General features: G+C 62.6%; 18 protein-coding genes. 3 read left to right on the forward strand and 15 right to left on the reverse strand.

From position 1 onward, the window contains the following. Window positions 1-3 precede the first annotated feature (3 nt). Together J3489_RS08285 and J3489_RS08290 are read left to right on the forward strand one after the other, a co-directional pair. Window positions 4-513 (forward strand): lecithin retinol acyltransferase family protein, encoded by a 510-nt coding sequence (locus J3489_RS08285; RefSeq protein ID WP_206997211.1) that lies wholly within the window; start codon window positions 4-6, stop codon window positions 511-513. 54 nt (window positions 514-567) lie between these two features. Next, on the forward strand, window positions 568-1,524 hold the full coding sequence (locus tag J3489_RS08290) for a histone deacetylase family protein (protein ID WP_206997212.1): 957 nt from the start codon (window positions 568-570) through the stop codon (window positions 1,522-1,524). Window positions 1,525-1,599: 75 nt separating this feature from the next. Here the strand turns inward: J3489_RS08290 and J3489_RS08295 are convergent, their stop codons facing one another. The 8 genes from J3489_RS08295 to J3489_RS08330 all read right to left on the reverse strand — a co-directional run bounded on the left by J3489_RS08295 (window position 1,600) and on the right by J3489_RS08330 (window position 7,350). After that, window positions 1,600-3,051: an NAD-dependent succinate-semialdehyde dehydrogenase gene (locus J3489_RS08295; RefSeq protein WP_206997213.1), complete on the reverse strand. Its 1,452-nt coding sequence runs from the start codon at window positions 3,049-3,051 to the stop codon at window positions 1,600-1,602. After that, the gene (locus tag J3489_RS08300) at window positions 3,048-4,085 is read right to left on the reverse strand and encodes an aldo/keto reductase (protein WP_206997214.1); all 1,038 of its coding nucleotides are present in this window, start codon (window positions 4,083-4,085) and stop codon (window positions 3,048-3,050) included. Before J3489_RS08300 ends, J3489_RS08295 begins: the two co-directional genes overlap by 4 nt. A 79-nt stretch (window positions 4,086-4,164) precedes the next feature. Continuing rightward, entirely contained in the window at window positions 4,165-4,689 is a 525-nt protein-coding gene (gene fae, locus J3489_RS08305; RefSeq protein WP_206997215.1) for a formaldehyde-activating enzyme, read from the reverse strand. A 549-nt stretch (window positions 4,690-5,238) separates the two neighbouring features. Next, the gene (locus tag J3489_RS08310) at window positions 5,239-5,454 is read right to left on the reverse strand and encodes a hypothetical protein (RefSeq protein ID WP_206997216.1); all 216 of its coding nucleotides are present in this window, start codon (window positions 5,452-5,454) and stop codon (window positions 5,239-5,241) included. A gap of 194 nt (window positions 5,455-5,648) precedes the next feature. After that, a complete protein-coding gene (locus J3489_RS08315; protein ID WP_206997217.1) occupies window positions 5,649-5,936 on the reverse strand; it encodes an H-NS histone family protein in 288 nt (95 codons plus the stop codon). A gap of 172 nt (window positions 5,937-6,108) precedes the next feature. Continuing rightward, window positions 6,109-6,273 (reverse strand): hypothetical protein, encoded by a 165-nt coding sequence (locus J3489_RS08320; RefSeq protein ID WP_374193438.1) that lies wholly within the window; start codon window positions 6,271-6,273, stop codon window positions 6,109-6,111. 223 nt (window positions 6,274-6,496) lie between these two features. Further along, on the reverse strand, window positions 6,497-6,721 hold the full coding sequence (locus J3489_RS08325) for a hypothetical protein (RefSeq protein WP_374193441.1): 225 nt from the start codon (window positions 6,719-6,721) through the stop codon (window positions 6,497-6,499). Window positions 6,722-6,837: 116 nt separating this feature from the next. After that, window positions 6,838-7,350: a BON domain-containing protein gene (locus J3489_RS08330; RefSeq protein ID WP_206997220.1), complete on the reverse strand. Its 513-nt coding sequence runs from the start codon at window positions 7,348-7,350 to the stop codon at window positions 6,838-6,840. Between the two features lie 382 nt (window positions 7,351-7,732). Here J3489_RS08330 and acuI point away from each other — a divergent pair, with 382 nt between their 5' ends. Next, window positions 7,733-8,740: an acrylyl-CoA reductase (NADPH) gene (acuI, locus tag J3489_RS08335; protein ID WP_206997221.1), complete on the forward strand. Its 1,008-nt coding sequence runs from the start codon at window positions 7,733-7,735 to the stop codon at window positions 8,738-8,740. Window positions 8,741-9,000: 260 nt separating this feature from the next. On the opposite strand, the gene J3489_RS08340 is transcribed toward acuI, so the two are convergent. The 7 genes from J3489_RS08340 to J3489_RS08370 all read right to left on the reverse strand — a co-directional run bounded on the left by J3489_RS08340 (window position 9,001) and on the right by J3489_RS08370 (window position 14,336). Then, window positions 9,001-9,462 (reverse strand): hypothetical protein, encoded by a 462-nt coding sequence (locus J3489_RS08340; RefSeq protein ID WP_206997222.1) that lies wholly within the window; start codon window positions 9,460-9,462, stop codon window positions 9,001-9,003. 183 nt (window positions 9,463-9,645) lie between these two features. After that, window positions 9,646-10,068 carry an ACT domain-containing protein gene (locus tag J3489_RS08345; RefSeq protein ID WP_206997223.1) on the reverse strand — a complete coding sequence of 141 codons (423 nt, stop codon included), beginning with the start codon at window positions 10,066-10,068 and terminating at the stop codon, window positions 9,646-9,648. A 302-nt stretch (window positions 10,069-10,370) separates the two neighbouring features. Beyond that, window positions 10,371-11,519: a DSD1 family PLP-dependent enzyme gene (locus J3489_RS08350; protein WP_206997272.1), complete on the reverse strand. Its 1,149-nt coding sequence runs from the start codon at window positions 11,517-11,519 to the stop codon at window positions 10,371-10,373. A gap of 116 nt (window positions 11,520-11,635) precedes the next feature. After that, window positions 11,636-12,007: an AMP-binding enzyme gene (locus J3489_RS08355; RefSeq protein WP_206997224.1), complete on the reverse strand. Its 372-nt coding sequence runs from the start codon at window positions 12,005-12,007 to the stop codon at window positions 11,636-11,638. 27 nt (window positions 12,008-12,034) lie between these two features. Next, on the reverse strand, window positions 12,035-12,574 hold the full coding sequence (locus J3489_RS08360; protein ID WP_206997225.1) for an AMP-binding protein: 540 nt from the start codon (window positions 12,572-12,574) through the stop codon (window positions 12,035-12,037). Between the two features lie 125 nt (window positions 12,575-12,699). After that, window positions 12,700-13,968, reverse strand: a complete 1,269-nt coding sequence (locus J3489_RS08365; protein WP_206997226.1) for an RNA polymerase sigma factor — start codon at window positions 13,966-13,968, stop codon at window positions 12,700-12,702. Beyond that, entirely contained in the window at window positions 13,965-14,336 is a 372-nt protein-coding gene (locus J3489_RS08370; protein ID WP_206997227.1) for a YciI family protein, read from the reverse strand. Before J3489_RS08370 ends, J3489_RS08365 begins: the two co-directional genes overlap by 4 nt. Window positions 14,337-14,965: the final 629 nt, after the last annotated feature.

The raw sequence follows: 14,965 nt of genomic DNA on the forward strand, positions 1-14,965 counted from the left end.
ATCATGGGACATGCCACTATCGCCTCGCGCACTCCTGCGGCGATGCAGGTGCGGTGGCATCTCGGAGTTGGCAGCGAACCGGCTCTCGGCGCACATCTCGTGACACCTCGCCGCGCATACAGTCACCACGGCATCTATGTCGGCAAAGGCAAGGTCGTGCATTACGCCGGTCTTGCCCGGTCTTTGCATCGCGGACCTGTCGAGGAAGTGACGATTGCATGCTTCGCCGCGGGGCACGAAGTCTGGATCGAGCCGGGCGATCGTCCGGGTTACGCCGACCGGCAAATTGTAGAACGGGCGCGCTCGCGCCTTGGCGAGAATCGATACAGGCTCTTCACCAATAACTGCGAGCACTTCTGTGCTTGGTGCCTGTATGGGCAAAGCCGCAGCGAGCAAGTGCGCGCGTGCCTGACTTATCCGCGTGCGGCCATGAGCGCAGCAGTGGGCCTGTTCAAGATGTCGATCGACTACTTCGCTGCATCGGCTGGAAACCCAAGCTGTGCGGGCTCCTGATGCCCTTGACCATGCTCTTATAAGGAAGCTGCGGGTTGTGCCGCGCATCAGCAAATGTCGAGTACTCTTGTTTATTCCCATGCTGCGTGTCTGGAGCATCGCCCCGGCCCTAGCCATCCGGAGTCGCCGGAACGTCTGAACGTCGTGCTGCGCGCGTTGCGGTCGCCGGAATTCTCGTCCTTGGAATGGCGCGATGCGCCGATGGGCACAGTCGACCAAGTGCAATTGATCCACGACCGGGCCTTTGTCGATGAGGTCGCGGACATCGCCCCTCAGGACGGCTATCTGGCGCTCGACGCCGGCGACACGGTGATGTCGCCCGGCTCGTGGGAAGCCGTGATGCGCTGCGTCGGAGCGGCTTGTGCCGGCGTCGACGCGGTGATGAATCGGCAAGCACGCAACGTGTTTTGTGCCACCCGCCCGTGTGGTCACCACGCCGAGCCAGCCAGGGCAATGGGCTTTTGCATCTTCAATCAGGCAGCGATCGCTGCAGCCTACGCTTACAAAGTACACAAGCTGGAGCGCGTCGCGGTCGTCGACTTCGACGTCCATCATGGCAACGGTACCCAGGCAGCTTTTTTCGACCGGCCGGAGCTGTTTTACGCTTCCAGCCACCAGTCGCCTTTTTATCCCGGCACGGGCACCCCGTCCGAGACCGGCGTGAACCACAATATCGTCAATGTCACGTTGCCCCGTGGCTGTGATTCGGCGCGCTTCCGTGCTCGGATAGAAGCCGGCATGTTGCCGGCGATACGCCACTTCAACCCCCAACTCATCGTCATTTCGGCCGGCTTCGACGCGCACCGCCTGGATCCGCTCGCAGGCTTGAACCTCGAGGACGACGATTTCCATTGGATTACCCGTGAGCTGATGCGTATTGCCGATGCGACGTGCGAGGGGCGCATCGTCTCGATTCTCGAAGGGGGCTACAGTCTGGACGGCCTGGCCACCGGCACGGCCGCGCATGTCCGTGCGTTGTTGGGTGTCGAGGCCCGCCAATTGGGGGGATAGGCGCAGCAGTGCGGCTCATCAATGGCCCGCGCCGCGCCAAGCGCTTGCGCGACGCGGGCCAAGACGCTTGGTGCGTCAGCGGCCGAGACCGCCCATCATCATGTACTTGAGCTCCACGTATTCATCGAGGCCGTACTTCGAGCCTTCACGGCCCAGGCCCGATTCCTTGACGCCGCCGAACGGCGCGACTTCGGTCGAGATGATGCCTTCGTTGATGCCGACCATGCCGCTTTCGAGCGCCTCGCCGACGCGCCACGCGCGGCCCAGGTCGCGCGTATAGAAATACGCGGACAAGCCGAACGGCGTGTCGTTGGCAGCCGCGATCGCTTCCTCTTCGGTCTTGAAGCGGAACGCCGCGGCGACCGGGCCGAACGTCTCTTCTTCGGCGAGCAGCATCGACTTCGACGCATTCGCGAGCACCGTCGGTTCGTAGAACGTGCCGCCCAGCGCGTGGCGCTTGCCGCCCGTCAGCACTTGCGCGCCTTTTTGCAGCGCATCTTCGACATGACGCTCCACCTTGGAGAGCGCCGCTTCGTTGATGAGGGGCCCCTGCTCGACGTCGCCTTCGAAGCCGTTGCCGACGCGCATCTTCTTCACGGCGGCGGTGAGCGCCTGCATGAACGCGTCGTAGATGCCGTCCTGCACGTAGAAGCGGTTCACGCACACGCAGGTCTGCCCTGTATTGCGGAACTTCGACGCGATCGCGCCTTGCACGGCGGCGTCGATGTCGGCATCGTCGAACACGATGAACGGCGCGTTGCCGCCGAGCTCGAGCGAGAGCTTCTTGAGCGTATCCGCCGATTGCTTCGCGAGCAGTTTGCCGACGCGCGTCGAGCCCGTGAACGACAGCTTGCGCACGACGGGCGACGCCGTCAGCACGCCGCCGATCGCCACCGCATCGCCGGACACGATGTTGAACACGCCGGCCGGAATGCCCGCTTGCTCGGCCAGCACGGCGAGCGCAAACGCGGACAGCGGCGTTTCCTCGGAGGGCTTGAGCACCATCGTGCAGCCGGCCGCGAGCGCGGGGCCGGCCTTGCGCGTGATCATCGCAAGCGGGAAATTCCACGGCGTGATCGCGGCGACGACGCCGATCGGCTCACGCGTGACGACGATCTTCGAATCGGGCCGCGGGCTCGGAATCACGTCGCCATACATGCGCTTCGCTTCTTCGGCGAACCATTCGAGGAAGCTCGCCGCGTAGCCGACTTCGCCGCGCGCTTCGGCGAGCGGCTTGCCCTGCTCGCGCACCATCAGCTCGGCGAGCGCTTCGCGGTGTTCGAGCATCAGCTCGCCCCAGCGCTTCACGCGCGCGCCGCGTTCCTTCGCGGTCAGCTTGCGCCATGCGGGGAACGCGCGTTCCGCGGCGGCGATCGCCTGCGAAGTTTCGGCTGCGCCGGCCTTCGCCACGTAGGTGATGACTTCGCCCGTGGCCGGGTTGCGCACCGCGTAGGTGTCGTCGCCCTCGCCCTTGGCCGGATGCCATTCGCCGTTGATGTAGTGTCCGGTACGAAGAAACTCGCTCATGCTGCTTTTTCCAGGTTGCCGGCAAACACGCCTTGCGCGGGACGCGCTTCGCGGGCGATGCGCTTGCCTGCCGTGTAGTCGTTGATCAGATCGCACGGCGTGTAATTGCGTTCCAGCTCAACCAGCTCGTCGGCGTCGAGCTTCGTCTCCAGTGCGGCGAGCGCGCTGTCGAATTGCGCGGCCGAATCGGCGCCGACCAGCATGCTCGATACGCCGTGATGACTCAGCACCCACGCCTGCGCGATCTGCGCCGGGGTCACGCCGCGCCGCTTCGCGACACGGGCGACCGAAGCCGCGATCTCGAGCGACGCTTTGTCGCCGTACATTTGCGCGGTGAATAAGTCGGTCTGATTGCGCGTGGAGTTCGGATCGGAGGTCAAGAGGCCGCGTGCGAGCGGGCTGAACACCGATACGCCGATCCCTTGATCGAGGCAGTACGGGATCATCTCGCGCTCTTCTTCGCGATACGCGACGTTCAGCTGCAGCTGCATGTTGACCGGCTTGGCCCAGCCGTTGCGATCGCAGACCTGCATGATCTTCGCGAGCTGCCACGTGTACATCGTCGATACGCCGATATAGCGAGCCTTGCCCGCACGCACGATGTCGTTCAGCGCGCCCATCGTTTCTTCAACGGGCGTGTTCACGTCGAAGAAGTGCAGCATGAAGATGTCGACGTAATCCATATCGAGGCGCTTCAACGAACCGTCGATGCCGTCCATCACGTGCTTGCGCGAATGGCCGCCGGCGTTCTGGTAAGCGCCCATGTCGTAGCCGACCTTGGTCGTCACGACGATCTCTTCGCGCCGCGCGAGGCGTTTCAGGATGCGGCCGACCACTTCCTCGCCCACGCCGGTCGAATAGAAATCGGCGAGGTCGATGAAGTTCACGCCGGCTTCGAGCGCGTGGCGCACGATCGGCTCGCTTTGCGCTTCGTCGAAAATCCAGGGCTTCCACTGCGGCGTGCCCATGTTCATCGTGCCGAGGCACAGGCGCGAAACCTTCAGACCGGATTGTCCGAGGCGGACGTATTCCATATTTGTCTCCTAAGTCCTAAGACAAGGCGGCGGCGGTTCTAGTGACGCACAAGCCGCAGCGCAATGTCCGTTTTAAGTATTAGCGTTGTTTGGGCGTATAGAACGGGTTCGAGACTTCGCGCGCCGCCGCGAACACTTCCTCTTTGTGCGGCAGGCCCTTCATCGCCGCGAGCATCGCGTTCTTGCAAGCGCGGTAGTTGTTCTCGAAGACGGCGTCGAGATCGTCGGTCTGCGGGTTGACCCAGTTCGCCGACACGACGACCCAGTCGTTTTCCGCTTCGGGCGGCAGCGTGCCGTTTTCGAGCGACTCGGCCACCGCCTTCGCGATGCCCGCCTGCGATGCGCCCCAAGTCGCGTTGCCGTGGAAATCGCCTACGATCTGCGCCTTGTTCACATAGAGCGTGAGCGGCTTGGTCGGCACACCCGGGCGCGCGATGACGACGAACGGCGCGTGGCCCGCGGACGGCGTCGCAAGCGCCGTCGCGAACGCCTGACCCGCGGGGCCGTTGCGCGGACCGGCCAGCACGTTGATGTGGGCGAGATTGACGCCCGGGCCTTCGAAGCCTTCGCCGATAAAGAGTTGCTTGTCCGTTGCTGCGCTCATGTGTGAACCCGTTGGAGGTTGGGGAGGTGGAACGATTGTGCTATCGGGCCGAATAGCGTATGAAGCGATGTTTTTTGATCTGGGGTATGAGGCCGGCTCAAGTTCGGGTTTTTACGGAGTTTTAACGGGCGGAAGCCGCTGCGGCGGGGCAAAGGTGAGGATATTCGGGAGCGGCGGCGACGTTGCTCACAAGAGGCAATCGGTGACGGACGTCAGGCCTCGATGGCGCACCGTTGGCGGATCGGATTTCCGAGCCGGTTGCGACAAGAGCCCGTGGTTCGCGTCGCCGCCCGCCACACGGGCCACGGCACGCAGCGCACCGCCAATGTGCCGAAAACCCCTGTCGGACAAGGCTTTTTGTGAGTCGCATGGAAAGCGTCGCGGCGCGGTCGATAGACCTCGGGCGCGTCGCCGCATCCATCGTCGCGACGCGTTAAACGCAGTCGTCAACGCTTGCCGAACCGGTGATCCGCACCTCTCCAGCGCGCTCACTCGGCCGCGCCATCACATCAAAGGTGAGCCGATTCGGGAGCCGGGCGCGAGCGGCGATCAACCGCGTCCCTCATACCCGAGCAGCACGTTCACCGCGTTGACGCCGATTTCGTCGACCAGGCAGCCACCTTCCACGTCGCCGAGCTGCATGACGCGCACGCGTTCGAGCACCGTGTCGGCGCGGCTCGGCGCCTCGAACGACGGCGCGATCCGGCCGTCTTTGAGTTCAATGCCGTGATGCAGGCGATGAGAAGCGCTGAAGACAGGAAGCATGGCGTGCCCGTACGGAATCGATGAATCGCGTTTAGACGCAATTCCTTACTGTAATGGCTTTTCTGCCTGAGGCAATTCGGAATAATCCACGCAAATGAACGATGCCGGTGTGACTGGCGGTTAGCCTGTCGCACCGGCATCGTTCATTGCCTTTCGCCGCTAAAGCGGCTTTGGCGGCTTTGGCCGCATTGCGGTCAGCCTTCGATCAAAAAACGTTCGCGATTTTTGCCGATCCATGCCGGCACACGGCCGCGCCCGCTCCAAGTCTGGCCAGTCTTCGGATTGCGGTATTTAGCCGGCAACGCGGTTTTGCGCGCAGCCGGACGTTTGCTGGAGAAGCCAAGTTCCTCGGCAGTAATGCCATATTCCGCAATCTTTTCTTTGATCTGCGCAATTGTGGCCTCTATTTCCTTCTCGCGGGCCGCCGAGACCTGAACTTGAAGCTTTTCGAGTTGCAGAGTGAGCTGTTTGTAGGTTGCCATCGAGCATTTGCCTCCCATCGTTATCGGTTACAGCAATGTGACCGCTCCATGAACAAAAAGTGCCGCACGGGCGCGAAACGACCCGCGCGTGCCGGCTCGGATGCGCCGCGGCCCGGCAAGGCGCGCCAATCCCAATGCCGGCTAATGTGCACTTAGCGGAACTGAATACTATTTATTGAGCGCTCAACTCCAGCAAATCCAACGCGTTGACTAATTTCTTTGCGCGCTCTACTTGCGAAGGCAAGCGCGCCGCCGCTAAAACGGCATTCACGCGCTTGCGCCAATACGACAGCGGAATCCGGTCGCCGGCGGAAATGCGCGCGACGATCCGCTCCAAATGTTCGAGATCTTGTTCGACCTGGCAATGACCCATTTACCGCCCCCGGATTGCACATGCTGCCTCGACGTTTGGCGTCCTGCCGGCGATGCCGGCAGGACGGACTTTTAGTCGATTATTGGCGAAACAAGATGAAAATTTTATGCATCCGTTAAATGTGGTTCGCCGGCTTAACGAATTTAGGACATGCCTTTCCAGTCCACACGTTGCGCAAAATTGCGCGCTATTTCGCCCGGCACGCAAACAGCAGATTGCGCACGCCGCCACCGCTCGATTGCTGGATCACATCGATATCGCCCTGACATATTCCGCGCGCATTCTGCACACAGGTATCCGACGGGCCGGCGGCCGGACATTGGACTTGCGTCGTCGGCCGGCCGTCGCCGGTAAAGAGCGGCGCGCTGCCGCCGCAGCCGCCGAGCGCCGCCGCGAATGCGACAGCCGCCATCGTGCGCAATGCGACGTTCAAGCGGACCGTAATAAATTGCGTGCGTTTCATCGAATTACCCCATCGGCACTCTTTTTTTCGTCTGCCGGAGTATGCCATGCGTGAGTGAATTGCCGTTACTTCTGCGCGGGAAATGGCTTATAAGGCAGAGGCGCGCGCGGATCGGTGCTCAGGCGAATGAAGACCTGCTCGACATCAGGAATGGCCTCGAGCTGCCGTTCGAGCGCGTCGCGGTCGAACGCCGCCGGCACGCAGCCGTCCGCGTAGATGAAACGCCGCTGCACGGTGATCCACATGCTCGTGCCATGCAGCGTCGGGTCGCCTGCGAAGCGTGCGCGCACTGCGTCGGCGATCGGCGCGTCGTACAGATACGAATTCGGTTTCGTGCATTTGTGCGCGAGCCAGCATGTCGTGCCGCGCTCGACACGGTAGTGCGCGTCGTCTTCCATTTCGGCGCGGCCCGTGAACGGACCGAGCGGCACCGGGCAACCCGCGAAGTCTTGCGACAGCGTGAAGAAAGGATCGTTGAACCAATTCCGTATTTCAGGCGCTGCTGCCGAGGACGCTTCCTGAGCATGGGACGCCACGCTGAAAGCGGCCAGCATGCTCGCGACAAAAAAACGCTTCATGACAGCCCTCCGGTCGGTTCAGGTTGGATCGACTGTCCGCCGGACAGAACGGAGATGCACTTCGCAGCACGTCCAACGGTGCTTCTGTACAATCGCTCGCGATTTCTTTCGACATCGCAAGCATTGAAACACGCCGGACGCGATGCGCGGTTACGATCTGCTCCACCGAGTACGGTTTGCGTTTCATCGCCACCTCCCTCAAAGAGAAACGCGCGTCGAAACACTAACATTCATTGCTGTCCAGATTTCCTACAGCAGATCACTCATAATCGCCACACTCGCCTGACGTCGTTTCCGCGAGCGAAGCAATGACCCTACAAGCATCGTGCTCTCGGGTGCACCGGTCAGGCGCGTCCGTGGCAGCTTCTATCTGGAGGCCGACATGTCCTTTACTGCTGTCTACCTGAACAAAGACGGTGACCCGTTCTCCGCGGAACTGAAGCATCTCGAAGACGATGTCCTCGAGCGCAACCCGCTATCCGAGGGCGAGGTTGTGGTGCGCATCGAACACTCCGGCATCAATTACAAGGACGGCCTGGCGATTGCCAACCGCAGTCCGGTTGTGCGAGTGTGGCCGATGGTCGCCGGCGTTGACGGCGCCGGCATCGTTGAGTCGTCGTCCGACCCCAAATGGAAGGCAGGCGACCGTGTCGTCGTCACTGGCTGGGGCCTTGGGGAGACGCACTGGGGCTGTCTCGCCCAACGCGCCAGGCTCAAAGCCGACTGGCTCGTCGCGCTGCCGGGCTCTTTCAGCACCGCAGACGCCATGTCTGTCGGAACGGCCGGGTTCACGGCCATGCTTTGTTGCCTCGCCCTGCGTAACGAAGGCGTGACGCAGACGTCCGGCGATATCCTCGTCACCGGCGCGAGCGGCGGCGTCGGCAGCGTTGCTGTCGCCATTCTGAGTTCCTGGGGCTATCGGGTCGTGGCAGCAACAGGAAAGCTGCATGAGGCGGACTACCTTCTCTCGCTAGGTGCAGCGGAGGTTCTGGACCGGGCGACTCTCGCGACACCAGGCAAGCCCCTGCAAAAAGAGCGGTGGGCGGCAGTTATCGACTCGGTCGGCTCACATACACTCGCAAATGCCTGTGCTCAGACCCGATACGGCGGTGTCGTGACCGCCTGTGGCCTGGCTCAGGGAATGGATTTCCCGGGGAGCGTAGCGCCCTTCATTTTGCGAGGCGTGAAGCTCGTCGGCATCGATTCCGTGATGTGCCCGATGGAGCGACGCGAGCGTGCCTGGAATGCACTCGCCAGTGACTTCGATGCCCGCAAGCTCGACGCGATAACCACGGTCATCGGCTTGGGCGACGTCTTTGCGGCCGCTGAGCAAATTCTCGCCGGTCAAGTGCGGGGAAGAACGGTGGTCGATGTCAATCGGCTCCCTTGAACATTCTGATCGGCGCGCTTCGGCCCGATGTCCGGCGAGGACGATCGAACGATCGAGACAACTTACGATCGTTGAGACTTTCGCCGCATCCGCGCCCAGAACAAGGGACGCTGCCCGACCTGAAGCGGATGTGCTGGCGGCTGATCGCTTGATTCGCATGAAGGCCGAAAGGCGGCGGGTTTCGCGCACAAGAGACTCGCGCCTGCTGGGATAGCGCGCAAGCGGCGAAGGCGGCACCGCCCAGACTGCCCGTGCGTCGATCAATGCGGTTCACCGAGGCAAGCGTCGGCAACATCGACGATCGGCTCGCTGTCGGCGTGAGCTTGAGGAAAACGGTCAACGCACTTGATCTGAGCGAAGGTCCACCAGGTTCCCGGTGGATCGTGACCCAGCCACATCACAGTAGCTGCGGCCTTGGTTCGCAATCCCCATTGCCGCCAATCAGCGCCTGTGGGCGAAAAGTTTCCGTGAATGTCCTTGTACAGGTTGCGGTCCAACCCGTATTGCTTCAGATAGGGCGGATTGAGGCGCGCCTCGAGCGTAGCCGGCTCGCCACGCGCGATGCCTGCTTGCGCTGTTGCCTCGTCCCGGCGGAAATCGCTCACGGCATAGCCAATCACCGACAGCTCGAACAGCAATGCACCGCCAACTGCCGTGCACGTCACAATAATGCAGAGCGAGAGCGCCCAAAATACCCGCCTTCTGGTCGTCGGTGTCTTCATCACTCTCGACCTCCTCCCGGCGTCGGGATTCGCCGCCATGCCCGGTGCGTCGTTCGCCATTCAAATGGCCGCTCGCCTTTGTCGCAACGGATTTGATAGGGTCTACGGCAGTCGTGTCAGACAGAGTGGCCCCGTTGCCTCGCCAGGAAGAACCAAGCGGGTTCGCAGTCCGGTACGGGCGCTTCAGGCCCTTTGTAGAATGTCAATCGCCTTTTCGGCATCGCCCAACGAGTCGACCGCGATATATGCAATGAACTGCGTGCCAAGTACAGCGGCCGAGACGCCGCGGAGGTTGATTTCCCCGTCTGCCAACATCTGGGTCAATTGTGCGATGATGCCCAGTTGGTCCAGACCCATTACACGGACGGAGTGAAGGCTCGGGGTGACGCTGAACCCCACCTGTGTGGCGGCACGGATCGCACTGTCTCCCTGTAGCGGAGCGACAAACACGACCCCCTTGCCCGATGTCTCCGGCGTGCGACGTGCCACGATGAACTGCAAGTCGGCACCAGCATCCCGCAAGACGCTTAATACTTTCGCAAGGCCGCCCGGTTTGTCGTCGATGGTAGCTGCCCAAACATCGACACGTTCAACGCTCAGTTCCATGGCAGTCCCTCCCGCCTGACGGACCTCATCAGAAAAATCTACTTCACGAACGGCACGCGAGCAAGGTAGAAAGCGTAACGCGACGACCTACGCCATTCTTTTATCGCCGCAACTTCAATCTAACTGCACTGTGACGAGGTCAAACGGGCTCGCAAGAGAGCTACAGTGAACAGGAGACGCGCGGTGACGAACCGGCGACGATGTCGACCATCGAGTACGTCAAGTACCCGGCGTTCAACGCAGAAGCGTCTCAGCTCCGATCGCTATCCCGTGAGCCGGTCTCGGCCCTCCCGACCTGACGTTTAGCGTGACAGGCCGCGCGCGTCGATAGGCCAGATCTCTTCGACGCGACCATTGCGATGACACACGTACTCATCGTAGAGATTGGCGGTGGGGTCGCAGTGTCCAGGCGGCAGGCACAGTCGTTTGCCGATCACCTGCGACGTGTCCGCGTCGGGCGCGTTTTGCGCTTCAAGCATGCCGTGCTCGTCGTTGGCGGACACGTACCGCAAGGTGAGATCGCTCGAACCGTCGAGCCACTTCACGCTGCGCGGCAAACCCGAATCCACGGCCAACCCCTTGAGCCCGACATCACATACGGCCGCGCCGGGCCGCATCGCGCTCATCACGGTCGACAGCACGAACAGGCTATGGTGCCAGCGCAGCGCGCCGGTCCACTCGTTATCGCCGTAGTCGCCGTCCATAAAGAGATATGAGCCCGGCTGCAACTCGGTGAAGACGCCGGATGTCGCGTCGAATTCGACCGTTCCCGTGCCGCTGCCCGTGACAATGCCGCAGCGCAAGCCGCGCGCTTCCAGGGCGCGCAGGTAACGCGCGACGCATTCAGCCGTGCGCTCGGCTTCGGCTTTGCGCGCAGCGTATTCGACGATGTGCTGCAAGCCGCCCTGATAAGCTTGAATCCCCGTGAAACGCAGTGCGCTTTGGGCCGCGATCCCATCCACGAGCGTAAGCAAGGCGCCTTCGCTGGTTACGCCACAACGATGTTGACCCGCGTCGATTTCGGCAAGCACGTCGATGCTCACGCCGGCGCGCGACGCCGCCTCGCCCAACGCCGTAACCTGCGGCAGGGAATCGACGCATACCGATAAGCGCACATGCGACGCAAGTTCGACGGCCATCGCAAGCTTGTCGACGCCGACGAACTCGTTGCTGATATGAATGCTAGAGATGCCTGCCGCCGCGAACGGATACGCTTCTGATAGCTTCTGACAGCATACGCCCACGGCGCCCGCCTCGACCTGGCGCCGCGCGATCGCGCTGGACTTGTGGGCTTTTGCATGTGGCCGCAGCGCGACGCCGTGTCGAGCAGCAAATTTGGCCATCGCTGCGAGGTTTGCGTCGAATGCGTCGAGATCGACGGTCAGCGAGGGCGTTGCGACGATGTCGAGCGTGTCGCCGACGCGGGCAGCCACGGGAGGAACCGGCATCATACTTAAAGCATTCGAGCGCGTCATGTTAGATCTCATCAATAGTGATCTCGGCGGAGCGCCGAGATTTAAGTAGGTCGGCTACGCTCGTCAACTTGACAGAGCCCTGGCAAGCTCCGTCAAGTAAGGGAATCATCCGCGTGACTGTTGGCACGGGCAGGCGAAGCTGCTCCGCAGCACGCTTCGGCGGCAGCCCTCCTGGCAAATTCACGCAGCTTGAACTTCTGCACCTTTCCAGTCTCCGTGCGTTCGAATGTCGTGAAGATGACGCGCTTGGGCACTTTGAATTTCGCCAGTTTCGCGCGACAGTAGAGAATCATATCTTCTTCAGTCAGAGCATGCCCGGGCTTTACATTGATGAACGCCCATGGTGCCTCCCCCCATCGGGGATCCGGACCGGCAACCACGGCGACCTCGAGGATGGATCGGTGCGACAAGAGCACCTCCTCCACCTCGATCGAGGAAATCTTTTCTCCACCCGAATTGATCATGTCCTTGGTCCGATCGCGAATCGCGATCTAACCGTCCGGGTCACGCACGGCAAGGTCGCCCGTGTGAAACCAACCGCCGCGAAACGCTTCCTCCGTCGCAGTCTCGTTCTTCAGGTACCCGCGCATGACCGTGTTGCCACGCACCACGACCTCATCTATCGTATTGCCGTCCCACGGCACGGATTTCAGTTCTTTGTCGACGACCTCAAGTGCCTCGCAAGCGGGGTAGCGCACGGCGCTGTCGATGACCTCAATCGCCAACGGCGGCGCGTCCATGCCTGCGAGCGCTGCCCCTACTACCTCGGTGTACTCCCGGTCATAGACCAGTACTTTGGACTCCGCATGTTCCAGCTGAAAACGAATCGCCGGCGCATCCAGTCGTGTGTTGATCGTATGGAGGACACGGCCTCCTGCGATTGCCGAGAAATGCATCTCGACCATTTCCGGAATGTTTGCCAACATCACGGACCCGACTTCGCCGGGTCCGGCGCCGTTTTGGTCGAGGAAGGCGGAAGATGTGCCTCGCTGCCCGATGCTGTTCATCTGCGGATCGCGCAAACCCTTCATGTTCCATTCGCCACAATGGGCCAGAGATTTGGGCGCACGACCGGGCTGTCAGGTGCTTGCCTTTGACACCGGGCACTGGGTAATGCGAGAGGAGCCGCCCTCGCGTGACAAACGCAAGGCGCTTTCTAGCTACTCGCCGGGGACAGCTCCATGCGCTTTCGCTGCAGGAACCGGCGTACGGCCGGATCGGGTTCCAGGCCAATCGCGAGATCGTACGCGCCGAGCGCTTCGGCCGTCGCACCAGCACGCGCGAGCAGATCGGCGCGCGCGGCCCAGTACGGCTGATAGTCGGCTAGCCGCGGATCGTCCGCATACAGCGCGAGCGCGTCGAGTGCCGCCTGCGGGCCGTCGCGTTCCGCCAGCGCGATCGCGCGGTTCACCGCGACCACCGGCGACGCCGCGATCGCGAGCAGCGCATCGTAGAGCCGCACTATCTCGTCCCAGTTCGGGTGATGCGTCCGGCAGCGGTGCACGTGCGCAGACTGCAGCGCGGCCTCGAGCTGAAAGCGCCCGATTGCGTTGAATGCGCTCGCGCGCCTCAGCAGTGCGTCGGCTGCGTCGATCATCGGTGCGTCCCATGTCGCCGGATCCTGAGCCGACAGCGGCACGTATTCGCCGGCCGCATCGCGTCGCGCATCGCGCCGCGCCTGCGCATACAGCATCAGTGCGAGCAGACCAAGCGTCTCTGGCTCATCGGGCAGCAGCTCGACGAGCAGTTGCGCAAGAAACAGCGCCTCGCCGGCGAGATCGCGCCGCACGGAATCGCCGCCGACGGGGTCAGTCCACCCTTGCGCATATGCCGCGTAGACCGCTTCCAGCACCGAAGCGAGACGGCCGGGCAACTCCTCGCGCTCGGGCACGCTGAACGGAATGCCCGCGTCGCGGATCTTGTTCTTCGCCCGCACGAGGCGCTTGCTCATCGCGGCGGGCGACATCAGGAACGCGGATGCGATCGTCTTCGCTTCGAGCCCCAGCACCACCTGCAGCATCAGCGGCGTGCGAATCGCAGCCTCGAGCGCAGGGTGTGTGCACGCGAACAGCAGCGCAAGACGCCTGTCGGGCAACGCGCCTGCTTCACGCTCGTCGATCTCGTCGGCGAGGATCGCGAGCTGGTTCGCCACTTCATCGCCGACCCAGCGATGGCGCGCGCCGTCGATTGCCCGGCGGCGCGCAACCGTCATCAGCCACGCCTCGGGATTCGCGGGGCAGCCGCGCTCCGGCCAGTCCGCGAGCGCGGCCGCAAACGCGTCGGCTAGCGCGTCCTCGGCCGCTGCAACGTCGCGCGTGCGCATCGCCAGCAGCGCGACGAGCTTGCCGTAGCTGCGACGAGCGACCGCCTCCGCAATCGAATGCGCGGCGCCGTCAGCGTCACGATCGCCGCCGGACAGACTCATGCGGCAGATGGCTCATTGTAGGGAGCTGTCCAGACCGGGCGCACTTCCATGATGCCGTGCCCCGCGCCGGGACAACGCGAGGCCCACGCGATCGCCGCGTCCAGGTTGGGCACGTCGATCAGGAAATAGCCGGCGAGTTGCTCCTTCGAATCGGAATACGGTCCGTCAAGCACCTGCGGCTTGCCGTCGACGAGCCGCACCGTGGTGGCCGTGTTCGTGTGCTGCAGCCGGTTGCCGCCCACCAGCGCCTCCGCCTTTGTCAACGCTTCCGAGTACGCCTGATACGCGGCGACCCCTTGCTGCCGTTCACTGTCGGTCATCTGGTTCCAGCGATTTTCTTCCGAATAGATCATCAATAGGTATTGCATATGAGCCTCCGTCATGGGGTTGAGGCGGACGAATTACATCGGGCCGCCATCACAATGACGCGCGGGCCGCATGCTGACGGACAGGATGCGTCGAAGAAAATCGCCTTCCGTTCCCATCCAAATCCGACCGCATCCGGTAGTCCGTAGCCTGCCAGTCGGGCGACCGGCCCGTATGGTAGGCCTTGAATCTCGCATTCATTTCAACACCTTTAATTTGGGTATGGCAACCTACAGGGCATGATTGGCACCCAGCTGCTGGCCGCTGAACTGACCGCTCCCTCAATGCGGGCCGACTTGAACGCCCGTGCGAGGTCACGATGCACACGCCGGGCGACACCCAGCATCGTGTCGCCGCGGCGCTTTTACCCCCGAACAGCCGCGACGTGATCTCCAGCCAGACGCCGGTTTCGAGGACCAAGGTCCGCTGTCTTGCGCAGAGCCGCCGCTTGAATGTCCGTCGGAGCGCCCGAGCGAGCGGCCGGTGATGGCCGATAGTGTTGCAAAAAGGGGGGTGACCATAGATTTCAACACTATCGGCCGAACCCAGTCCCACGGCGCACTTCGGAAATCGCCCCCGCTTGCGACCTGCTGCGACCAGAGGCCCCACCCTTGAAGCAATTGGGCGGCTA

Source organism: Trinickia mobilis (genome assembly GCF_017315705.1).
Taxonomy (GTDB): domain Bacteria; phylum Pseudomonadota; class Gammaproteobacteria; order Burkholderiales; family Burkholderiaceae; genus Trinickia_A; species Trinickia_A mobilis.